The sequence below is a fragment of the Nocardia sp. NPDC052566 genome (assembly GCF_044547285.1).
GTDB lineage: Bacteria > Actinomycetota > Actinomycetes > Mycobacteriales > Mycobacteriaceae > Nocardia.
The window spans coordinates 446,079-469,129 of the sequence record NZ_JBIUAF010000001.1 but is presented as its reverse complement, the minus strand read 5'-3'; the positions used below and the strand labels follow the sequence as shown (position 1 = coordinate 469,129).

Here is a 23,051-nt window from a genome sequence, read left to right as displayed (position 1 = left end):
CCACGTACACCCACCCCCTACTGTGAGGACCCGTGTCAGAGCGTCAAATCCAGATCCTCGAGGCCGCCGTCCGTGTCATCGCCCAGGACGGCGTCCGCGGCCTGCGCATCGAAAAACTCGCCGCCGAGGCGGGCGTGTCCACCGCGCTCATCTACTACCACTTCAAAGACCGCCCCGGCGTGGTGCGCGCCGCGCTCGAGCACATCAACCACCGTGCGCAGAGCTACACCGGCGCCGCCATGGCCGACGAGGCGGCACGGGCACGGCTCGAAGGCCTGCTCCTGCTCGAGCTCCAGGACACCGGCCAGGTCCGCGAAACCAGCATCGCCTGGGGCGAACTGCGCGCCAGCGCGATCTTCGACACCGACCTGCGCGAACCGCTGCGCACCACCACCGACGCGTGGAACACCGACATCGAATCGCTGATTCGCCGAGCACAGGACGAGGGCGCCGTCGACACCGCCATCGACACCGCCGCCGCGGCCGAACGCCTCACCGCCCTCGTCGAAGGCCTGAGCGAACGCTGGCACACACACTCCATCACACTCGATCGCGCCCGCGAACTCCTCACCGACGCAATACATCTCGAACTCGACCGCGAAGTCCGCGGAACACGGCCTCCTGCCTGAGCCCAGCGCACTTCAAGGCAGCGCGCATCGATCCGATGGGGTGACAGGCCCGGCGCAGTCAGATGGCCCCTTCGCCCGGCGTGTCGCACGGCCATTCGACTGCGCTGGGCGACAGTGCTGTCCGACAACGGCACTCGGGGTTCTAGTACGGAACATCGCGCCTCTCTTCCAGGGCCCGTCGGTCCGCCGACAGCTCGCTTCCGGCGGGCACGCATCAGTCCAAAGAGGTGACAGGTTCGGCGAGCGCAGTCGAATGGCCCCTTTGCCCGGCGTGTCGCACGGCCATTCGACTGCGCTCGGCGACAGTCTGCGACTGCGGCGTGTTCTGGACGGTGCACGCCGATGACGCGCGGGTATGGATGTTCCGGATCTGGGCGAGGGTTCGGCTGCGCGATGTCGCCGCCGGAGGGGCGTCCGGAGTTCTAGTATTAAAGGTGTTCTCGGTCAATAGATTCCGGGCGAGCACGTGGCGGAAACCGAGGCGCGTCGAGGGGATGCCGTGCGGGTGTCGGCCTAGGCGGACGATTCGACTCGCAGGGGGCGAGATGAGCCCGACGACGTCCATTCCTACCGCGCCGGGGGCGCTGCCGCTGCTGGGACATGCGGTGCCGCTGCTGCGGGATCCGTTGGGGTTCTTCGAATCTTTGTCCGCTCTGGGTGATCTGGTGAAGGTCAGGCTCGGGACGGCCGAGTTGGTTGTGGTGTGTGCGCCGGGGCTTGTGCACGATGTGCTGCGCGATGACCGGACCTATGCCAAGGGTGGGCCGTTCTGGGAGCGGGTGCGTGAGGTTATCGGGGATGGGGTGGCGAGCGTGCCGCATGATCTGCATCGGCGGCAGCGGCGGTTGATGCAGCCCGCATTTCATTCGTCGAGGATGCGTGGGTACGCGGAGGTCGTGACGGCCGAGGCGGCGGGGATCGTCGACGGGTGGCACGACGGGCAGGTGCTCGATGTGGGCGCGGAGATGCCGAAGCTGACGGCGGGGGTGGTGCGCGGCGCGCTGTTCGCCGAGGCGGTGACCACGGAAACGGTGCATCGCGGCATCGCGGCACTGCTCACGGTACTGGCGGGTGTGCAGCGGAGATTGCTGTTGCCGCAGTGGGTGAACCAGCTGCCGACCCCGGGCAATCGGCGATGGGAGCGGGCGCGTTCGGAGTTCCGCAGGGCCGTTTCCGATATCGTCGCCGAGCGCCGGGCGAGCGGGGTGGATCACGGAGACCTGTTGTCGGCACTGCTGGCGGCCAAGGACACCGAGGGCGACGGCCGCGGGTTGTCGGATACCGAGATCATCAACAATGTCGCCACCTTCTTCGCCGCCGGAATGGCAACGACGGCGGACACACTGTCGTGGGCGTTGCACCTGCTCACGCGGCATCCCGATATCGAGGCACGCCTGCACGCCGAGGTCGATACCGTCCTCGCCGGACGCCTACCCGGATTCGACGACCTGCCCGAGCTGGCGGTGACCCGGGCGATCATCACCGAAACGCTGCGCATCCGGCCACCGGTGTGGTTCTCCACCCGGGTGGTCACCGCAGGCACACAGCTCGGCGAGCAGCCGCTGCACCCCGGCGACACCCTGATCTACAGCCCGTACGGCATTCACCACCGCCCCGACGTGTGGGACCGGCACGACAGTTTCGATCCCGACCGCTGGCTGCCTGGGCACCCGACGCCCGCGCGCACCGCCTTCGTCGGCTTCGGCGCCGGACCGCGCAAATGCATCGGCGACACCTTCGGCATGAACGAGGCCACGCTGGCGCTGGCGATCATCACCGCCCGCTGGCGGCTCGTCCCCGACCAGCCTGCCAAGGTCCGGTTCGGCGCCAACCTGCATCCGCACGGCCTGCGGCTGCGGGCGACCTCGCGCACGCCGCAGCGCTCGGCGCCCAGCGAGGTCGGCTGAGCCGGTCAGCGCAGCCGCTCGGCCTCGCGGGTGAGTTCCAGCAGCGTCTTGCTCAGCATGGTGAGCTCGTCGGTGTCCGCGCCCTCGCCGATGGCGGTGGCCACATCCTCGGCGGCGCAGCGTGCCGCGAACCAGCGGTCGGCCAGGTCGGCGGCCTCCTGGGCGCTCAGCACGACGGAATCGGCCGGAATGCCGGTGCCCTTCAAGCTGTTTCGGTTCTCGTAGGCGCGCTGGCGGCAGGATTGCCTGCAGTAGCGGCGGCGACGGCCTGCCTCGGAATCAATGATCTCCCGCCCACACCACAAGCAAGACAAGCGTCGCAGCATGACGCAGAACACTAATGGTTGACGCCGGGTTCCGCTGGCGAGGGGCCGGAAAAAGCGCCGTCAGCCGGGCGCGGCGCAGGTAATCCCGGCCAGCCACTACAATGGAACGGTTCGCCGTCGGCCGTGTCGGGAACTATCACGGCAGGCGAAAGCGTTGTTCGTGGTACGGCCGCAGCGCAGACAGCGACGGCTTCGCACCCGTCGATGCCGCCAATGCAAACAGGAGAGGACCGCACACCATGGCAGATCGCGTACTCCGAGGCAGTCGGCTCGGAGCGGTGAGCTACGAGACCGATCGCGACCACGACCTGGCCCCGCGCCGGATTGCCCGGTACCGGACCGACAACGGTGAAGAGTTCGACGTCCCGTTCGCCGACGATGCCGAGATCCCGCCGACCTGGTTGTGCCGCAACGGCCTGGAGGGCGTCCTCATGGAGGGCACCACCCAGGAGACCAAGAAGGTCAAGCCACCGCGCACCCACTGGGACATGCTGCTGGAACGTCGCAGCAAGGAAGAGCTCGAGGAACTGCTGAAGGAGCGCCTCGAACTGCTGAAGACCCGCCGCCGCGCCTAGGCGGCAGCTGAACGGACGAAGGCCGCTTCCATTCGATGGAAGCGGCCTTCGTTTTTCCCCTCGCTCAGTGGCTGGCGACCTTGCGGTAGCGCAGCAGGGCAAGCGGTACGGCGATCACCAGGATGACCACGGAGCAGCCGATGGCGTATTCGACGCAGTGGTCGGCGGCCCAGCCGGTGGCGGGGGCGAAAGTGGGCGGGGAGTCGTTGTCGAACAGCTTGCGGCCCGCCGCGGAGACGGCGGTGATCGGATTCCATTCGGCGACGGTGCGCAGCGGCCCCGGCAGCGTCTCGGCGGAAATGAAGGCCGAGGAGATGAAGCTGAGCGGGAAAAGCCAGATCAGACCGGCACTTTGGGCCACCTCGACGGTCGGCGACATCAGCCCGGTGATCGCGCCGACCCAGGACATGGCGAAGGCGAACAGCAGGATGATGCCGAATGCCAGTGCGGCATCGGCGATTCCGCCGTTGATCCGCCAGCCCACCACATAGCCGCAGCCGACCATCACGGCCAGGCTGAGCACGTTCACCACCAGATCCGACAGCGTACGCCCCATCAGCACGGCCAGCCGAGACATCGGCAGCGTGCGCATCCGGTCGATGATGCCCTTCTGCAGATCGCCCGCCAATCCGACGGTGGTGAAGGCGGCGTTGAAAGCGACTGTCTGCGTGAAGATTCCGGCGAGCAGGAATTCCCGGTACTGACCGCCGCCGAGTGAGGCGCCGAAGATGTAGGCGAACAGGAAGACGAACATCAGCGGCTGAATGGTCGCGGTCACCAGCAGCGTCGGCACCCGCAGGATGGTGAGCAGGTTGCGGTAGGCGACGATGGCGCTGTCGCGCACGATCCGCAGCGGCGGATTGCGTTGCACGCCAACGGGCGCGGCCTGGACGGTCGTCACGACATGATCTCCTCTTCTACCTCATCGTTTTCCTGCGCGCTCGCCTCGCTCGCCGGTGTGCCGGTGAGCGAGAGGAAGACGTCGTCGAGGCTCGGCCGGTGCACGCTCGCGTCGAGCACGCAGACGCCCGCGTCGTCGAGCCTGCGCAGCGCCTCGACCATGGTGCGGGTGCCGTCGCTGACCACCACCGACACCTCGTCGCCGTCGTGGCTCGGCTCGCCGATCCCGACCTGCGCGAGCACCGACAGCGCGGGTTTCACGTCCTGCCCGGCCGCCAGGATGACGGTCAGCCGGTCGCCGCCGATAGAGGTCTTGAGTTCGTCGGCGGATCCGCGCGCGATGACGCGGCCGCGATCGATCACCGTGATGCGGTCCGCGAGCAGATCCGCCTCCTCCAGGTACTGCGTGGTGAGCAGCACGGTGGTGCCGTCGTCGACGAGATCGCCGATGACGCGCCACATGTCGAGCCTGCCGCGCGGGTCGAGGCCGGTGGTCGGCTCGTCGAGCACCACCACCGCGGGCCTGGCCACCAGCGCGCCCGCCAGGTCGAGCCGCCGCGCCATACCGCCGGAGTAGGTGCCCGCCCTCCGGTGCGCGGCGTGCTCGAGACCGAGTGCACCGAGCAGTTCCGCGGCGCGCGCGGTGGCCTGCCGCTGCGACATGCCGTACAGGCGGGCCACCATGCGCAGGTTCTCGTAACCGGACAGGTTCGCGTCGACCGCCGCGTACTGCCCGGACAACCCGATCCGTTTGCGCGCGGCCGCCGGATCGCGCAGCACGTCGATGCCCGCCACCCGGACCGACCCGGCGCACGGGCGTAGGAGGGTGGTGACGATGCGGACCGTCGTGGTCTTGCCCGCACCGTTCGGCCCGAGCAGGCCCATCACCGTACCCGCCGGTATCTGCAGATCTATCTCATCCAAAACCCGTACCCGGCCATAGGTTTTCACCAGGCCGAGTACCTCCACCGCCAAACTCACGACCGTACCCCGCTCTCATTCGGCGGTGCCGCGCCGCGCGCGCCGCCGCCTCTGGTTGGTTCGCCGTGCTCATTCACCGACGCGTCCCCTGCACCGGCGCCGCGTCTTTGCGACCCTGTGCCGGTTCGGCGAGCTGGTGCCCCTTCCGATGCTCGATGACCGCCGGGTCGAGCAGCGGCTCGACCCGCACGCCGGGTGACACCGCCGCCCGCCTGCCTTCGCCCTGTTCCAGATATGCCCGCAGCACCGGGCCGATCACCGCGAGCGATTCCGGTGTCGTCATCGCCGAGTGGCCACACCGCAGCGGGTGGTCGCGCACGGCACCGGTGACGAACGGCTGCCATGCCTCGGCGCGCCGCTCCGGATCGGCCTTGTTGATCTCGTCGTCGGCGGCCGTGAAGAACACCAGGTCGCCGTCGAATTCGCGCGGCCGGAAGCTGTGTGCGAGCACCGTGCCGTTGGTGTATCCGGCGTACAGCCGCTCCAGATGCTCGACGGTGAGCGCGGCGAACGGGCCGGGTCGCGAACGCAGCAGCTCCGCCGCGTCGTGCAGGCTCATCGCCGGATCGATCGGCGCACCGTCGAGCAGATCGGTGCCGAATTCGCCGATGATGTCGGCGACACCGGGAATGGCGTGCTCCAGCAGCGCATCCGAGAGCCGGTAGCTGTCCATCAGCGCGAGCAGCGCGACCTGATCGCCCGACTCCTGCAGCCGCACCGCCACCTCGTGCGCGATCAGCCCGCCGAGCGACCAGCCGAGCAGGTGGTAGGGCCCCTGTGGCTGGATCGACTTGATCTGTGCCACATAGCCTTCGGCGGCGGCGCTGATCGAGGCGTAGCCCTGCTCCCCCGCGACGTGCGGCGCCTGCAGCCCGTACACCGGCCGATCCGGTTCCAGGTGCGCGAGCAGCCCGGAGTAGCACCAGGCGAGCCCGATCGCGGGATGGACGCAGAACAGCGGCGCCCGTGCCGATCCCGTGCCCGCCCGGATCGGCAGCACCGGCGCCAGTGCCGCCGCCACCACCGATTCCGCGCCGTGCCCATCGATCCTGGCCGCGATGGCGCCGGGTGTCGCCTCGCCGAACATCAGCGCCACCGGCAGGTCGATCCCGTTCTCGCGCAGCTGCGCAACGACTTTCGTGGCGAGCAGCGAGTTGCCGCCGAGTTCGAAGAAGCCGTCGTCGGCGCCCACCGATTCCATGCCGAGCACCGAGGCGAACGCGGCGCACAGCGCGATCTCGGTCGGCGTGACCGGTGCGCGGTAGCCCTCGGCCGCGGTGAACACCGGCTCGGGCAGCGCCGCGCGATCCAGCTTCCCGACCGGGCTCAGCGGTACGTGATCGATCAGCATGATCGATTGCGGCACCATGTAATTCGGCACCCGCTCGGCCAGATGGTCGATCAGCTCGGACACCGTCGGCGCGGTACCGCGCCGCGGCTTCACGTACGACACCAGTGCGGTGACGCCCGCGGGCGTGTGGTGACCGATGGTGGTCGCGAATTCCACGTCGGCATGGCGGGCCAGCGCGGTATCGATCTCGCCGAGTTCGATGCGGAAGCCGCGGACCTTGACCTGATGGTCGGTGCGGCCGACGTATTCGAGCTCGCGCGAGGACGCGGGCTCGTCCTTGCCGCCGGTCCACCAGCGCACCAGATCGCCGGTGCGGTACATCCGCTCGCCCGGTTTGCCGAACGGGTTGGCGACGAACCGCTGCGCGGTCAGGCCGGGCCGGTTGAGATAGCCACGGGCCAAAGCGGATCCGGAAAGGTGCAGTTCGCCGGTGACGCCGCACGGCGCGGGATGCAGGCGCGGATCGAGCACGGTAGCGCTGACGCCGCGGATCGGGCCGCCGATGGTGATCGGCCCGCCCGGCGTCATGGGCGGCGAGATCACCGTGACGATGGTGGTCTCGGTCGGTCCGTAGACGTTGTAGAGGTTGCGGTCCGGCGCCCAGCGGGTCACCACATCCGGCGGCAGTGCCTCGCCGCCGACCAGGACGTGCCGCAGTTCGGTGACCCCGGCCGGGTCGACCGTGCCGAGCGCGGAGGTGGTGATGAAGGCATGCGTGATGCCCTCCTCGATGAACACCCTGGCCAGGTCCTCGCCGCCGACCACACCGGGCGGGCTGATCACCAGGGTGGCCGCGCCGCCGAGCGCGAGCAGCAGGTCGAGCATCGCCGCGTCGAAGCTCGGCGTCGCGAAATGCAGGACGCGGCAACTGTGGTCGACCTCGAAGCGCTCCGCGGTCTCGGCGGCGAAGTTGGACAGGCCGCCGTGCGTGACTACCACGCCCTTGGGTGTGCCGGTGGAGCCGGAGGTGTAGATCACGTACGCCGGATTGTCGGTGCGCAGCATGCTGGTCCGCTCCGCCGCCGCGATCGGCGCGTCCGAGGCGGACAGCACCCGCGCGCGGAAGTCGGTGTCGTCCAGCACGATCCAGTCCGCGCCGTCGGGCAGCCGATCCCGGTACTCCTCCAGCGTGATGCCGAGTGCCGCACCGGAATCCGAGAGCATGTGGTTGATCCGCTGCGCCGGATAGAACGGGTCGACGGGCACGAACGCCGCGCCGGCCTTGGCCACCGCGAGCACCGTGGCTACCGATTCCACCGAGCGCGGAATACCCAGCGCCACCAGCGTTTCCGGCCCGACGCCGAGCCCGATCAGCACCCGCGCCATCCGGTTGGTCCACCGGTCGAGCGCATCGTAGGTGACCTGCGTATCGTCCGAGCGCAGCGCGATCGCGCGGCGGTCGACCTTGACGGCCGCCTCGAACACCTCGGGGAAGGTAACCGGCCGATCCGCCTCCGCGCCGCGGACCGGGGCGAGCCCGGACCATTCCGCGGGATCGAGCAGTTCCAGATCGCCGACGGGCGTGGTCGGATTCGCGGCGACGGCGGCGAGCAGCCTGGCGAGCCGCTTGCCGAGCCTGCGCGCGGTGCGTTCGTCGAACAGGTCGCGCGCGTAGTTCACCGACACCGCGATACCGTCGGGATCCTTACTCGCCGTGCGGTTCTCGGTCAGCGTGAATTGCAGATCGAACTTGGCGACGCCGGTGTCGACATCGGCCGCCTCGACCCGCAGCCCCGGCAGTTCCAGCACCCGCATCGGCTGGTTCTGCACCGAGAGCATCACCTGGAACATCGGGTGATGCGCCTGCGAGCGCGCGGGATTCAGCACCTCGACCAGCCGCTCGAACGGCAGATCGGCGTGCTTGAACGCGTCGAGATCGGTATCGCGCACCGCGTGCAGCAGGTCGGTGAAGCGCGCGCCGGGATCGATCCTGGTGCGCAGCACCAGCGTATTGACGAACATGCCGATCATCCGGTCGAGCGCCGGATGGCCGCGCCCGGCGATCGGGCTGCCGACGGTGATGTCGCCGGTGCCGGTCAGCCGGTGCAGCAGCACCGCGAGCGCGGCGTGCAGCACCATGAACATGCTGACGTTGTTGCTGCTCGCGACGGTCTGCAGTTCCCGGTGCGTGAACGCGTCGACGGCACAGTCGACGGTGCCGCCGCGATAGGTCGGCGCCGGTGGGCGCGGCCGGTCGGCGGGCACGGACAGCAGCTCGGGCAGTCCGTCCAGTGCCGTGCGCCAGTAATCGAGCTGGGTGCGCAGCACCGAGCCGGGATCGTCCTCGATGCCGAGCGTTTCCCGCTGCCACAGTGTGTAATCCGCGTACTGGATCTCGGGTTCGGCCCAGCCGGGCGCGGTTCCGGCGGCCAGCGCGCGGTACGCGGTGGTCACATCGGCGGCGAGCGGCGCGAGCGACCAGCCGTCCATCGCGATGTGGTGCACGACGAGCACGAGCACGTGGTCGGTGGCGCCGAGTTCGAGCAGCGCGGCACGCACCGGGACGGTGGTGCCGAGATCGAATCCCGCCGCCGCGAAATGCCGCACGGTGTCCACGATTTCGGCCTCGGTCACCGCGAGGGTGGTGAGCGGGATGGCCGCTTCGGCCGGTGCCAGGATGTGCTGGCACGGTTCGCCGTCGCGCTCGGGGAAGATCGTGCGCAGCGTCTCGTGCCGCTCCTGCACCGCGTGCAGCGCGGCACGCAGCGCGACCACGTCCAGCGGCCCGCTCATGCGCAGCGCCACCGGGATGTTGTACGCGGCGGAGGTGTCCGCGGCGTGGAACCGGTTGAGGAACCACAGCCGCTGCTGCGCGGCCGAGAGCGGAATCCGTTCCGGGCGTGACCGTTTCGTCGGTTCGGGACGGGCGTCGGCTCCGGCCGGGCCGGAATCGAGCAGCGCGGCGAGTCCGGCGACCGTCGGCGCCGCGAATACGGCGCGCACCTCGAGCCTGATGGTCGTCGCCGCGGCCAGCCTGGCCACGAGTTGCGTTGCCAGCAGCGAGTTTCCGCCGATCTCGAAGAAGCTGTCGGACGCGCTCACTCCGTCGACGCCGACCAGGTCGCCGATCACCTCGGCGACGAGCCGTTCGGTCTCGGTCTCCGGCGCACGCGCCGCCGCGGCGGCGACGAGCCGCGGTTCGGGCAGCGCGGCGATATCCAGCTTGCCGACCGGGGTCAGCGGGATCCGGTCGAGCACCGTGATGCTCGCCGGAATCATGTGCGCGGGCAGCAGTTCCGCGGCGTGTGCGCGCACCGCCTCGATGTCCACCTCCCGCGTACCCGCGGCCTGGATGAACGACACGATCCGGTCCGCGTCCGCGATCCGCCGCACCTCGGTGTGCGCGAACCGCACGCCCGGATGTGCGCTGAGCGCGGCACTGATCTCGCCGAGCTCGATGCGGAATCCGCGCACCTTCACCTGATGATCGCTGCGCCCCAGGTAGACGAGTTCGCCCGCGGCCGTCCAGCGCACCACGTCACCGGTCCGGTAGACGCGCGCGCCCGCGGGCCCGTGCGGATCGGCGACGAATCGCGCCGCCGAGAGCCCTGGCCGCCGGAAGTAGCCGCGCGCCAGCCCGTGTCCGCCGAGGTACAGCTCGCCGGGCACGCCGACCGGCACCGGCCGCAGCCGCTCGTCGAGTACCAGCGCCCGCCCGCCGCGGACCAGCGCGCCGATGGTGACCGGCCGATCGGCCACCAGATTCGCGATGGTGATGACGACGGTGGTCTCGGTGGGCCCGTAGCCGTTGTACATCTGCCGTCCCGGCGCCCAGCGGGCCACCAGATCGGTACCGCAGGCCTCACCGCCGACCATCAGCGCGCGCAGCTGCGGCAACGGCCAGCGCTCGTTGTCGATGGTGGCCAGCGCGGCCGGTGTCATGAAGGTGTGGGTGACGCGCTCGCGTTCCATCAGCGCGGCGAGTTCGTCCCCGCCGTAGACATCCGGCGGGCAGATCACCATGGCCGCACCGGAACCCACCGCGAGCAACAGGTCGAGGACGGCGGCATCGAAGCTCGGCGAGGAGAAGTGCATGGTGCGCGAGTCGCGGTCGACCCGCATGCGCTCGCGCAGCTCGTCACCGAAGTTCGACAAGCCCGCGTGCGTGACGGCCACGCCCTTGGGTTTTCCGGTGGAGCCGGAGGTGTAGATCAGGTAGGCCAGATCGCTGACCTGCACGGTACGCAGCCGCACCTGGTCGTCGACGATGGCGTCGGAGCGGTCGTCCAGCTCCGCGACGAACTCCGCGTCGTCGAGCAGCAGCCACTGGGTAGTGGGCCCGTCGCCCGCGTAGAGCCGCTCCGCGTGCGCCGCGATCGAAACGCCGACGCGGCAACCGGAATCGGTGAGCATGTGCTTGATCCGGTCGACCGGATAGTTCGGGTCGACCGGGACGAACGCCGCCCCGGACTTCGCGACGGCCAGCACGGTGAGCACCGATTCGACCGAGCGGGTGAGCCCGAGCGCGACCCGGTCCCCCGCGCCGACACCGCGGCTGATCAGCGCACGCGCCAGGCGATTCGAGCGCCTGTCGAGCTCGGCGTAGGTCAGCGCGGTGCGGCCGGCGTGGATCGCGGTGCGCTGCCCGTGCATGTGCGCGGTGGCGGTGAAGTAGGCGGCCAGCGTGCACGGCGGCGCGGTCGGGCCGCCGACGGCGGGGGCGAGCAGGCGGCGTTCCTGTTCGGTGCGCGCGTCGATATCGCGGACGAGCACCCGGGGATCGGCGGTGACCGCGGCGAGCACCCGCAGCAGCCGGTCGGCCAGCGTCTGAATCGTCTGCTCGTCGAAAAGTTCGGCGGCGTAGACGAATTCGAAGGCGCGACCGGGTTCGCCCGGCCCCGCGTCGCAGCCGATATGCGCGACCCGCAGTTCCAGGTCGAACTTGGCCAGCGCGATATCGAGCTCCTCGGCGCGCAGTGCGAGCCCGGGCAGTTCCAGCGTGGGCACCGGCCCGTCCTGCACCGTGAGGGCCACCTGGAACAGCGGATGCCTGCCCGCCCTGGCCGGGGTGCGCGCGTCGCGGGCGAGCTCCTCCACCACGCGTTCGAACGGAATGTCGGCGTGCGCCATGGCCGTCAGCTCGGTATCGCGGTCGGCGCGCAGCAGCGCGGCGAAGGTCGCGTCCGGGTCGACGTCGGCGCGCAGCACCAGCGTGTTGACGAACATGCCGACGAGCTCGTCGAGCTTGGTGTCGGTGCGGCCCGCGACCGGCGTACCGATCGCGATATCGCGGCCGCCGGTGACACAGCGCAGCAGCACGCCGAGCGCCGAGCGCAGCACCATGAACAGGCTGACGCCCTGTTCGCGCGCGAGTTCGGCGAGCGCGCGCTGCACCGGATCGGGCACCGTGAACCGCACGGTGCCCGCCGTGAGCGCCGGTTCGGCCGGGCGGGGCCGGTCGTAGGGCAGCGGCAATTCCTCGGGCAGATCCGCCAGTGCGGTGCGCCAGTAGTCGACCTGCTCGCGGGCGAGGCTGCCCGGATCGTCCTCGTCGCCGAGGCAGGCGCGCTGCCACAGCCCGAAGTCGGCGTACTGCACCGGCAGTGGCGGCAACGCGGGAGCGGCGCCCTCGTGCCTCGCCACGTAGGCGGCGGCCAGATCCCTGGTCAGCGGGCCGAGCGACCAGCCGTCCGCGGCGATGTGATGGATCGCGATGCCGAGCTGATGGTGCCGGGATCCGGTGCGCAGCAACGTCATCCGCAACGGGGTGGCGCGGGTGAGATCGAATCCGCCGCGCGCCATGGCACGCAGCGCCGCCCGCGCGCCCGCGTCGTCGGTGGCCACCGGCTCGAGCTCGGGCATGGCCGACTCGATCGGCCGCACCACCTGATGCGCGACAGTGTTCGATCCCGCCCCACTCCCACCCGCGTGGTCCTCCGGGAACACGGTCCGCAGCACCTCGTGCCGCTCGACCAGATCGATGAGCGCCGCGCGCAGTGCCGCGACATTCAGCTCGCCGTCGATCCTGATCACGAAGGCGATGTTGTAGGCACTGGATTCGGGGGAAAAACGATTCAGGAACCACAGGCGCTGCTGTGGCAGCGACAATGGAATACGTCCCGGACGCGGGGTGTGCACAGCCAGCGCCAGCCGCTGCGTCCGGGGCGCCGACGTGATCCGCTCGGCGACACCGGCGACGGTCGGCGCCTCGAAGATGGTGCGCACCGGCAGCTCGACCGCGAATTCGGCGTGCAGCGCGGCGGCCAGCCTGGTGGCGAGCAGCGAGTTGCCGCCCACCTCGAAGAAGCTGTCCTCGGCGCCGTCGACCGGATGGCCGAGGATGGCGCCGAATACCGCGGCGACCTGCCGCTCCAGTTCGGAGCTCGGTGCGCGCGACGGCCCGGCGGCGGCGAATACCGGTGCGGGCAAGGCCTTCCGGTCCAGCTTGCCGGACGGGCTGACCGGCATCGCGTCGAGCAGCGTGATCGATGCGGGCACCATGTAGCCGGGCAGCCGCTGCCGCGCGGTCTCCAGCACGTCGGCCGGATCGATCGTGGCGTCGGCCGTCAGGTACGCCGCGAGCCGTGGCTGGCCGTATTCGTCGGTGTGCACGACGGTGAGCGCGAAATCGACGCCGGGGTGCCCGCGCAGCACGTGCTCGATCTCGCGCAGTTCGATGCGGAATCCGCGGATCTTGATCTGATCGTCGGCGCGGCCGAGGAAGCGCAACTGCCCCAGCGGATCGGCGACCACCAGATCGCCGGTGCGGTACATGCGTTCACCGCGCCTGCCGTGCGGGTTGGCCGGAAAGCGGTGCGCGGTGAGGCCGAACCGCCCGTGGTAGCCGCGGCCGACGCCTGGTCCCGACAAATACAGCTCGCCCGGTGTCCCCGGCGGCACCGGATGCAGCCTGCCGTCCAGGATGAACAGCCTTGTCCCGCGAATCGGCATGCCGAGCGGCACCGGGCGGCCGGGCAGCATCGGCGCGGACGCGGTGGCCGCGACGGTGGCCTCGGACGGGCCGTACATGTTGTGGATCCGGTGTGCGGCGGACCAGGTTTCGACCAGTTCCTCGGCACACGCCTCGCCGCCGACGATCACCGCCTCGAGCCGATCGAGACCTTCGGCGGGCACGGTGGCCAGCGCGGCGGGCGTGACGAACGCGTGCGTCACCCGCTCCTCGCGCAGCAGCGCGGCCAGTTCGGCGCCGCCGTACAGGCCGGCAGGCGCGACCACGATGGTCGCGCCCGCGGCGAAGCCGAGCAGCATCTCCAGCACCGAGGCGTCGAAGCTCGGCGATGAGAAGTGCAGTGTCCGAGCCGAATCCGTGACGCCGAACAGGTGCATCTGCTCGTGCGCCAGCGAGGCGAGCCCGGCGTGGGTGATGATCACGGCCTTCGGCGTTCCGGTGGAGCCGGAGGTGTAGATCAGGTAGGCCGGGTTGGTGGTGCGCAGCGGATGGTGCCGGTCGGCGTCGGTCAGCGGACCGGTGCTGTGGTCCGCGCATTCGGCGGCCAGCTCGCCGGAACCGAGCACCAGCCAGTCGACGTAGGTCTTGCGGTGTTTGCCCCTGGTGCCCGCGGGCCAGGACGGCATGGTCGCCAGGCATTGCGCGATGGTCAACCCGAGCATGGCGCCGGAATCGGCGAGCATGTGCCCGATCCGGTCGGCCGGGTAGCTCGGATCGATCGGCACATACGCCGCACCGGTTTTCGCGACCGCCCAGATCGCGGTGATCGAATCGAGGCCGCGCGGCAGCGCGATCGCCACCACCACCTCGGGGCCCGCACCGTGCTCGATCAGCGCCCGCGCCAATCGATTCGACGTCTCGTCGAGCACCCGGTAGCTGGTGTCGACGCCGAGGTAGCGCACCGCGACGGCATCCGGCACCCGTTCGGCGGTATCGGACAGCATGCGCCCCAGCGTGATCGCCGGTTCGGCGGGCGAGCCCGCGATCGGCACCAGGTTCGCGGTCTCCTTGCGATCGAGGATCTCCACGTCGCCGACCGGCACATCGGGCGCGGCCACCACGGCACCGAGCACCGCGACGAACCGGCGTGCGAACGCCTCGATCGTGCGCCGGTCGAAAACGTCGGTGGCGTAACCGAATTCGGCGTCGAGCGGGCCGTCGGCGGTGAGCGCGTCGTGCACCTCGAGCTGCAGATCGAATTTGGCGATATCGCCCGCGATGGGCAGTACGGCGGTGCGCACGCCGGGCAGGTCGAGCCGCAGCTCCGGGGTGTGGTCGTAGGACAGCATCACCTGGAACAGCGGATGCCGCGCGGCCGAGCGCTCCGGGTTGACCACCTCGACGAGGCGTTCGAACGGCACGTCGGCGTTGGCGAAGGCGTTGAGGTCGGTTTCGCGCGTCACGTCGAGCATGTGGTCGAAGCCCGCGGCCAGGTCGACCTCGGTGCGCAGCACGAGCGTGTTGACGAACATCCCGACGAGTTCGTCGAGCGCCGGATCCGAGCGACCCGCGATGGGGGTGCCGACGGCGATATCGGTGGTGCCGGACAGCCTGGCGAGCAGGGTGGCCAGCGCGGCGTGCAGCACCATGAACATGCTGACGCCCCGGCTCGCCGCCAGATCGCTTGCCGCGCGCCGGATCTGGGGCGCGATGGTGAATTCGACCCGGCCGCCGCCGGTGCCGCGGCGCAGCGGGCGCGGGCGGTCGAGCGGCAGATCGAGCTGATCGGGCAGCCCGGTCAGCGCGGTGCGCCAGTAGGCGAGCTGCCTGCTCAGCGCGCTCGCCGGATCGGTCTCCTCGCCGAGCAGTTCGCGCTGCCACAGCGCGAAATCGGCGTACTGGACCGGCAACGGCGTCCACATCGGCGCGGCACCCGCCGCCCTGGCCGCGACGGCGACCATCAGGTCGCGGGCCAGCGGCGCGATCGACCAGCCGTCACCGCAGATGTGGTGCAGCACAACGAGAAACACGTGCCGGTCCGGACCGGTGTGATACAACGCGACCCGGATCGGCGCCTGGCTGCGCAGATCGAAACCGTAGCCCGCGTATTCGGTGGCCAGCGCGACCACATCGGCGCCGACGGCCTCGATCGAGTCGAGGGTGAGCGGGATCTCGGCGGCCGGGTGGATCCGCTGGTAGGCGCCGCTCGGGCTCTCCGGGAAGGTGGTGCGCAGGCTTTCGTGCCGTTCGATCACGTCGAGCAGGCCCGCGCGCAGCGCCGCCGCGTCGAGCGGGCCGTCCAGCTCCACCGCGAGCGGCATGTTGTAAGCGGCGGCGTGCTCGGCGAACCGGTTGAGGATCCACAGCCGCTGCTGTGCCAGCGACAGCGGAATCCGCTCGGGCCGCCCGGCCGGAACCAGCTTGGGCGAGGAGATATCCGGGTTGTGCGTGGCGAAGCGCGCGGTGAGCGCGGCGACGGTGGTGGCCTCGAACAGGTCGCGGATGGTCAGCGCGGCCCCGAGCGCGGCATTGATCCTGGCGACCGCGCGCGCCGCGGTCAGCGAATTGCCGCCGAGATCGAAAAAGCTGTCGTCGACGCCGATCTCGCCGGCGTCGAGTACCTCGGCGAAGATGCCGGCCAGCACCCGCTCCACCTCGGTGCGCGGCGCGGCGCCCACGTGACCTGCCCGCCCACCGATGACGGGAGCGGGCAGCGCTTTCCGGTCGATCTTGCCGTTGGCGCTGAGCGGTAGTTCGTCGAGTCGCATCAGCACCGAGGGCACCATGTACGCGGGCAGTGTGCCGCGCAGCGCGGTCAGCAAGGTCGCGGTGTGCAGGTCCGTGCCCGGTGTGGCGACCACATAGCCGACGAGTTCGTCACCGTTGCGGCCGGTGTGCGCGACGCAGACCGCGCGCGCGACCCGTTCGTCGGCGAGCAGTGCGGCCTCGATCTCGCCGAGCTCGATGCGCAGGCCGCGGATCTTCACCTGGAAGTCGGTGCGGCCCAGGTATTCCAGCACGCCGCCGTCCGGCTGCCAGCGGGCCAGATCGCCGGTGCGGTACATGCGGGTGCCCGGGGTGAACGGGTTGGCGACGAAGCGGTCGGCGGTCAGCACGGACTGGCCGAGGTATCCGCGCGCCAATTGCACACCGGCCAGGTACAACTCGCCCACCGCACCCGGCGGGACCGGCTGCAGCCTGGCGTCGAGCACATAGGTCTGGGTGTTCCACACCGGCGCGCCGATCGGCACACTCGCGGGGTCGGGCGGGCACGGCCAGTAGGTGACGTCCACCGCTGCCTCGGTGGGCCCGTAGAGGTTGTGCAGCCGTGGCCCGGCCGAACCGCCCAGCACCGCATGGAAATCCCGGACGGTCGCGCCGGGCAGCGCCTCACCGCTGCAGAACACCCGGCGCAGGCAGCCGCAGCCGCGCACGTCGGTGTCGGTGACGAAGACCGAGAGCATCGACGGCACGAAATGCGCCGTGGTGACCCGCTTCTCGGCGATGAGGTGGGCCAGGTAGGCGGGATCGCGGTGCCCGTCGGGCGCGGCGATCAGCAGCTTCGCGCCGATCTGCAAGGGCCAGAAGAACTCCCACACCGAGACGTCGAAGGTGGCCGGCGTCTTCTGCAGCACCACATCGGTGCCGTCGAGCGGGTACTCGTGCTGCATCCAGCGCAGCCGGTTGACGATCGCGGCGTGGGTCACCGTGACGCCCTTGGGTTTTCCGGTGGATCCCGAGGTGAAGATGACGTAGGCGGGGTGATCGGCGCGCAGCGCGGCGGGCCGGTCCTTGTCGGTGAGCGCGCGCGAACCGAACCCGGCGAGATCGAGGGTATCGAGCGCGAGCTGCGCGGTGCCCTCGGGCAGGGTCAGCGCGTCGCGGGCGGCGGTGAGCACACAGACCGGTGCGGCCTGGCGCAGGATCTGGTCGATGCGCTCGACCGGATGTTCGGGATCGAGCGGCAGATAGGCCGCGCCCGCCTTGACGATCGCGTACATCCCGACGACGAGCTCCAGGCTGCGCCGCAGGCACAGCGCGACCACGGTCTCCGGGCCCGCGCCGCGCGCGATGAGCAGCCGGGCCAGGCGGTTGGCCTGCTCGTCGAGTTCGCGGTACGTCAGTGTGACGTCTTCGAATTCGAGCGCGACGGCGTCGGGGCAGATCGCGGCGCGGTCGGCGAACAGTCCGGCGAGGGTGCCCTTCTGCGGCGCCGCCTCGGTCGCGTTCCACTCGTGCAGTACCCGGTACCGTTCGGCGTCGGTGATGGCCGACAGTGTCCGCGCCAGGCTCTCCGGCGCCGCGGCGAGGAACCTGCCGAGGAAGTCCAGGAACCGCTCGTGGTGCACCGCGACCTCGGCGTCGGCGTACACCCGCGGGTTGGCCTCGAAGTCGACGTGGATGCGGTTGCCGACACCGTTGTAGAGGTTCATCGACAGGTCCTCGACCGGACCGGTGGCGAGCACGTGCAGCGAGCCGACGAGGCTGCCGAAGTTCAGCTCGCTGTGGAACAGCATGATGTTGACCATCGGGCCGAAGAAGCCGCGCGCGTCGGTGGAGTAGCCGCAGTCGCGTCGGATGTCGTCGTGGCGGTAGCGCTGATGCCGCAGCGCGCCGGTGATCTGCAGCTCGGCCGCCTTCACCAGTTCGCGGACGGTGGTCTCGGCGCCGAAGCGCAACCGGATCGGCACCACGTTCGATACGACGCCCGCCGAGCGGCGCAGCGTCACGGTGGTGCGCGCCGAGACCGGAAGGCTGAGCACCACATCGGGATTGCCGGTCACCGAGCGCACGTAGCTGGCCAGCGCGGCGACGAACAGCGTCGAGTTGGCGGTGCCGTAGGTGCTCATCGCGGCCTCCATCGCCGCGACGACCGGATCGTCGAGTACCGCACCCGCGTGCCTGCGCCCGGCGTCGGAGTTGGCCGCGGCGCCCGCCGCCAATGTCACCGGACCACCGACGCCGGACAGCTGCTCGAGCCAGTAGTCACGGTCGGAGACGAACCGGCTGGAGTCGCGGTACTCGGATTCGCCCGCGTAGATCGCGGCGAGCGGCGTCGCCCGCGAGGAGGCGGGCTCGGTGCGGTTCTCCACGGCGGTATAGATCTCCGCGGTGCGGGTCAGCGCGTTCATCGCCCCGTAGCCATCGATCACGATGTGGTGCGCGCGTGCGTACCAGATGTAGTCCGAATCCCCGATCCGCAGCACCACATTAGTGGTCAGCGGATCGCGCTCGAGATCGATCGGCGAACTGGCGTGCTCGTTCATCCAGCGCAGCGCGGCCGCGCGCGGGTCAGCCTCGGCGCGCAGGTCGATCCGGCCCCAGCCGGGCCGCCGCGCGGTATCGACGAGTTGATGCGGCACACCGTCGATCTCGACCAGCCGTACATGCCCGACCTGGGTCTCCGCGCCGAATCGCTCGATGGCGTAGAGCAGGCGGCCCACATCCAGATCACCGTGGATCTCGACATACTGCGCGATGGTCAGCGGGACGTCGGGCCGGATCCGCTGTGCGTACCACAGCCCGGTCTGCGCTGGTGAGAGTGCGAACGGTTGTGCCGAGAATTCGCCGGAAGAGCATTGGTCTACGCGATCCGTGGCCAATGAACTCATCAATCACTCCGTTCTGCCGATGTTGACGCAACTCCCCGAGCACCGCCACCGCGGGCGCGCACGCGCCAGCCGTAGGACGTGATCCACGCCCTATGATTCGGAGCATCACAACGACCGGATTGCCGACGTTTTGGTTTTGTTTCACATCGAACGGCGTTGGCGGAGATTGTTTTTCAATAGCTACATCTCCGCAAACACGCCGAATCGGCCGGAGCCGTAACGGAAATCGCCTGTACGAACACACTTCGAACAGCGCAGAGCGCCCGCTTCGGCTACAAGCTGGCGAACAGACTTGTCAGGTAACGAATTGGATACGGTAGTCACACCGGCCCCGGAACCTACCGGATGTTCGGTTAGTCCCGCGGGTGTCAGCCGATCGGTTGGGCTGGCTCGACATCCCGGTCGGTCGCCTCGCCACGGCGTCCCTGTCGCCGGCGAATAGCCGCAACCACCCCCGCGGCCGCGGCAAGGATAACCGAGGCCAGCTCCGGCGCCTGTCCCATGCGGGTGGCGAGTGTCGTCGTGTCGCGCAACGGCAATCGGGCCACCAGTGCGGCGGGCACGAACTGCGCCGTCTCCTGCCGCACCACGCCGTCGGCGGTGATGATGGCGCTGACACCGGAGGTGGCCGCGACCACCATCGATCTGCCGTGTTCGACGGCCCGCACCCGTGACATCGCCAGTTGCTGGTAAGTCATTTCGGAATCGCCGAAAGTCGCGTTGTTCGTCGGCACGGTGAGCAGTTGCGCGCCCGCGCGCATCGAATCGCGGAAGGCGCGATCGAAGGCGACCTCGTAGCAGGTCGCGACACCGATCTGGACACCGTCGGCACGGACCGCGCCGCTGCCGTTACCCGGCACGAAGTATCCGGCGCGATCGGCGTATTCGGAGAACAGGCGGAAGAAGCCGCGCATCGGCAGGTACTCGCCGAACGGCTGGATGATCTTCTTGTCGTGCCGCTCCCCCGGGCCCGCCGCGCCGTTCCACACGATCACCGAGTTCGTCGTGGTGCGATCGGAGTTCACCAGCACGGCGCCGACCAGGATCGGCGCGCCGATCTGCTCGGAGGCCCTGGTGATCAACGCGGACGCGTCGGAGTTGCGCAGCGGATCGATATCGGATGAATTCTCCGGCCAGATCACCACGTCCGGCTTCGGGGCCTGCCCCGCCGCTACCGCCCTGGCCAGTTCCTCGGTGCGCCGGACGTGGTTGTCCAGCACGGCGCGCCGCTGCTCGTTGAAATCCAAGCCGAGCCGCGGCACGCTGCCCTGGATGGCGGCGACCGTGATCATCCGGTAGCCGTCCTCCGGGCCGGGCAGCGCGGACCGGAGGATCACTCCGGCGAGCGGAAATGTAACCAGAGTTATTGCCGCCGCGACAAATCCGCTGCGCACGAGCCTGCGCGAGGCCCGGTCCGACCGGTCGGTGTCCGCCGCGACACCGGCATCACCCGAATTCGGCTCCGCCGCACCGCCGCTCGGGACAGCGGCACTGTCACCAGCCGAAACGGCGATACGACCAGCGGCAATGGCCAACGCCGCCAAGGCGGTTCCGGTCAGCGCCACCGCGAATGACACCAGTGGCGCGCCGCCCACCGCGGCCAGCGAGAGAAACCAGCCGTCGGCCTGCCCGAAAGCCAAACGACCCCACGGGAATCCGCCGAACGGAAAACTGGAGCGCGCCCACTCGGTGGCCACCCAGGCCAGCGCCACCCACAGCGGCCAGCCGCGCAAGGCGCTCAGCAGCCGCGCCAGGAGACCGAACAGGCCGACATACACCGCGCAAACAGTCGACAGCGCCAGCCACGGCACGGGCCCCACGTAGATACCCGTCCACGGCAGCAGCGGCACGAAGAAACCGAGGCCCGCCAGCAAGCCGTATCCGAAACCGCCACGCAGCCGCCCGGTTCCGCGCACGACGAGGGTGAGAACGGCGATACCGAGCGGCGCGAGAAACCACCACGGCCGCGGCGGGAAGCTGCCGAACATCAGCAGACCGGCCAGCACCGCCGCCATCGACCGGCTCAGCACCGGGAAGCGCTCGAACAACACCGTCGCCGGCTGCCACCATGCGGCGACCCGATCACGCATGGACGGCTACTCCCTTACTACTGAACAGGACCGGCGCCTGCGCGATCCGGCGGCGGCGCATCGCCCGGCCGTCATCGGACCGCTCGATGCGCAGAGCCTGCCACAGCGATGAACACGATTCCAGCGGCCACACCGGTGCGCAGGCGGCGAATCCCGCTCCGCCCGAAGCGGGCTCGATACCCGCGAGGATGGATCGGGAGTGACGCTCATGCCGCATAGATCGTGACTCCCCGGTGCACGGTGCGCAGGCAGCGCGGCAGCGCCGAATCCTGATCCAGGCGAGGCAGACCGGGGACGCGCGAGCGCGGGTCGGTGGACCAGCGCTGGACGGTGTCGGCGGCCGCGGCGACGACGAGCTCGTCGGCGTCCCAGATCGTGTACGAGGCGGGCGCGCCGGGCACCAGGGTGCCCGCGATGCCGTCGCGCACCCCGCCGGCGCGCCAGGCGCCACGGGTGGCGGCCGCGAAAGCCGCACGGGGCGAGAGGCCGTGGCCCGGCGTGCGGTGCTGCACGGCCGCACGCACCGCGTGCCATGGATCGAGTGCGGTGACGGGCGCGTCGGAGCCGACGGCCAGGGAAATGCCCGCGGCGGCCATGGCGGCGAAGGGGTTCAGCGTCTGCGCGCGGTCGACGCCGAGGCGGGCCGCGTACATGCCGTCCTTGCCGCCCCATTCCGCGTCGAAACCCGGTTGCACACTGGCGATCACGCCCCAGGAGGCGAGTTTCGCGATGTGGTCGGCGTCGATCATCTCGGCGTGTTCGATGCGGTGCCCGCGCGCGGCGACGGCGGGACCGCCGAGTTCGGTGGCCACCCGCTCGAATCCGGCGACCACCGCGTCCATCGCGGCGTCGCCGATCGCGTGGAAGCCCGCCTGGATACCGGCCTCGGTGCAGGCGCGCACGTGCGCGGTGATCGCGTCGACGTCGAGATATCCGATGCCGGAACCGGATTGGCCGGCGTAGGGCTCGCGCAGCCAAGCGGTGTGCGAACCGAGCGAACCGTCGACGAACAGATCGCCGGCGAGTCCGTACACGCCGAGGTCGGTGACCAGCGCCCGCGCCTCGTCGGCGGTGCGCACCGCCTCGCCCCAGTACGCGGTGACCTCGACGCCGTGCTCGAATTCGAGCAGTTCGCGCATATCGGTGCGGCCCGCGATCTGCGGCCCGCCGCATTCGTGCACGGCGACAATGCCACGCGCGGCCGCGGCGTCCAGCGTCGCCTGCCTGGCCCGATCGCGTTGTGCCCGAGTCAATCCGGCGAGCGCGGCGGCGCGCACCAGGTGGTGCGCCTCGGCACGCAGCGGCTCACCACGGGTGAAGCCGACGGCCGAGGTCACCTCGGGCACGGCGTCGAGCAGTGCCGTGGAGGCGACCGCGGAGTGCGCGTCCACTCGCGACAGGTACACCTGCCTGCCGGGACCGGCCGCCGCGTCGATCTCGTCGAGCGTCGGCGGACGCCCCTCCGGCCAGGTGGTCTCGTCCCAGCCGTCGCCGAGGATCGCCCCGTCGTGCCGGGCGGCGAACTCGCGCAGCAATTCCAGGCAGTGCGCCAGCGATCCGGCCACCGACAGGTCGAGTCCGGTGAGCTTCAGTCCGACGGCCGTGATGTGCACGTGCGGATCGACGAACGCGGGCGCGACGAACGCACCGTCGAGGTCGATGATCTCCGCGTCCGGATGCAGCGCGCGTCCGGGTTGCTCGGCGCCGAGCCACACGACGGTTCCGTCGGTCACCGCCATCGCTGTCGCGTCGGGTGAACTGGAACTGTAGAGACGACCGCCGATCAGCAACTGGGTACCCACGGGTGATCAGTCTGCCAGCGCCGCGTCG

At 70.1% G+C, this 23,051-nt stretch carries 10 protein-coding genes; 3 read left to right on the top strand and 7 right to left on the bottom strand.

Annotated features, from left to right (window positions below):
* Positions 1–32 precede the first annotated feature (32 nt).
* Positions 33–629, top strand: coding sequence for a TetR/AcrR family transcriptional regulator (locus ACIG5A_RS02080; RefSeq protein ID WP_397236709.1), 597 nt, complete (start codon positions 33–35; stop codon positions 627–629).
* A gap of 545 nt (positions 630–1,174) precedes the next feature.
* Positions 1,175–2,536: a cytochrome P450 gene (locus ACIG5A_RS02075; RefSeq protein ID WP_397236707.1), complete on the top strand. Its 1,362-nt coding sequence runs from the start codon at positions 1,175–1,177 to the stop codon at positions 2,534–2,536.
* 5 nt (positions 2,537–2,541) lie between these two features.
* Here ACIG5A_RS02075 and ACIG5A_RS02070 read toward each other — a convergent pair whose 3' ends face one another.
* The gene (locus ACIG5A_RS02070; protein ID WP_397236705.1) at positions 2,542–2,862 is read right to left on the bottom strand and encodes a hypothetical protein; all 321 of its coding nucleotides are present in this window, start codon (positions 2,860–2,862) and stop codon (positions 2,542–2,544) included.
* A 239-nt stretch (positions 2,863–3,101) separates the two neighbouring features.
* On the opposite strand from ACIG5A_RS02070, the gene ACIG5A_RS02065 reads away from it, so the two are divergent.
* Positions 3,102–3,437 (top strand): RNA polymerase-binding protein RbpA, encoded by a 336-nt coding sequence (locus ACIG5A_RS02065; RefSeq protein WP_397236703.1) that lies wholly within the window; start codon positions 3,102–3,104, stop codon positions 3,435–3,437.
* Positions 3,438–3,501: 64 nt separating this feature from the next.
* Here ACIG5A_RS02065 and ACIG5A_RS02060 read toward each other — a convergent pair whose 3' ends face one another.
* The 6 genes from ACIG5A_RS02060 to ACIG5A_RS02035 all read right to left on the bottom strand — a co-directional run bounded on the left by ACIG5A_RS02060 (position 3,502) and on the right by ACIG5A_RS02035 (position 23,023).
* A complete protein-coding gene (locus ACIG5A_RS02060; RefSeq protein ID WP_397236701.1) occupies positions 3,502–4,338 on the bottom strand; it encodes an ABC transporter permease in 837 nt (278 codons plus the stop codon).
* Positions 4,335–5,318 (bottom strand): ATP-binding cassette domain-containing protein, encoded by a 984-nt coding sequence (locus ACIG5A_RS02055; RefSeq protein WP_397236699.1) that lies wholly within the window; start codon positions 5,316–5,318, stop codon positions 4,335–4,337. Before ACIG5A_RS02055 ends, ACIG5A_RS02060 begins: the two co-directional genes overlap by 4 nt.
* 73 nt (positions 5,319–5,391) lie before the next feature.
* Entirely contained in the window at positions 5,392–19,131 is a 13,740-nt protein-coding gene (locus ACIG5A_RS02050; RefSeq protein WP_397236697.1) for an amino acid adenylation domain-containing protein, read from the bottom strand.
* 368 nt (positions 19,132–19,499) lie between these two features.
* Positions 19,500–21,221, bottom strand: coding sequence for an apolipoprotein N-acyltransferase (gene lnt / locus ACIG5A_RS02045; protein ID WP_397236695.1), 1,722 nt, complete (start codon positions 21,219–21,221; stop codon positions 19,500–19,502).
* A complete protein-coding gene (locus ACIG5A_RS02040; protein WP_397236693.1) occupies positions 21,214–21,438 on the bottom strand; it encodes a hypothetical protein in 225 nt (74 codons plus the stop codon). Before ACIG5A_RS02040 ends, lnt begins: the two co-directional genes overlap by 8 nt.
* The gene (locus ACIG5A_RS02035; RefSeq protein ID WP_397236691.1) at positions 21,428–23,023 is read right to left on the bottom strand and encodes an amidohydrolase; all 1,596 of its coding nucleotides are present in this window, start codon (positions 23,021–23,023) and stop codon (positions 21,428–21,430) included. Before ACIG5A_RS02035 ends, ACIG5A_RS02040 begins: the two co-directional genes overlap by 11 nt.
* Between the last annotated feature and the right edge of the window lie 28 nt (positions 23,024–23,051).

Coding starts and splice junctions, on each gene's coding strand:
- ACIG5A_RS02050 (WP_397236697.1), bottom strand. CDS start 19,131: ATGAGTTCATTGGCCACGGATCGCGTAGACCAATGCTCTTCCGGCGAA.
- ACIG5A_RS02040 (WP_397236693.1), bottom strand. CDS start 21,438: ATGCGGCATGAGCGTCACTCCCGATCCATCCTCGCGGGTATCGAGCCC.
- ACIG5A_RS02065 (WP_397236703.1), top strand. CDS start 3,102: ATGGCAGATCGCGTACTCCGAGGCAGTCGGCTCGGAGCGGTGAGCTAC.
- lnt (WP_397236695.1), bottom strand. CDS start 21,221: ATGCGTGATCGGGTCGCCGCATGGTGGCAGCCGGCGACGGTGTTGTTC.
- ACIG5A_RS02070 (WP_397236705.1), bottom strand. CDS start 2,862: ATGCTGCGACGCTTGTCTTGCTTGTGGTGTGGGCGGGAGATCATTGAT.
- ACIG5A_RS02075 (WP_397236707.1), top strand. CDS start 1,175: ATGAGCCCGACGACGTCCATTCCTACCGCGCCGGGGGCGCTGCCGCTG.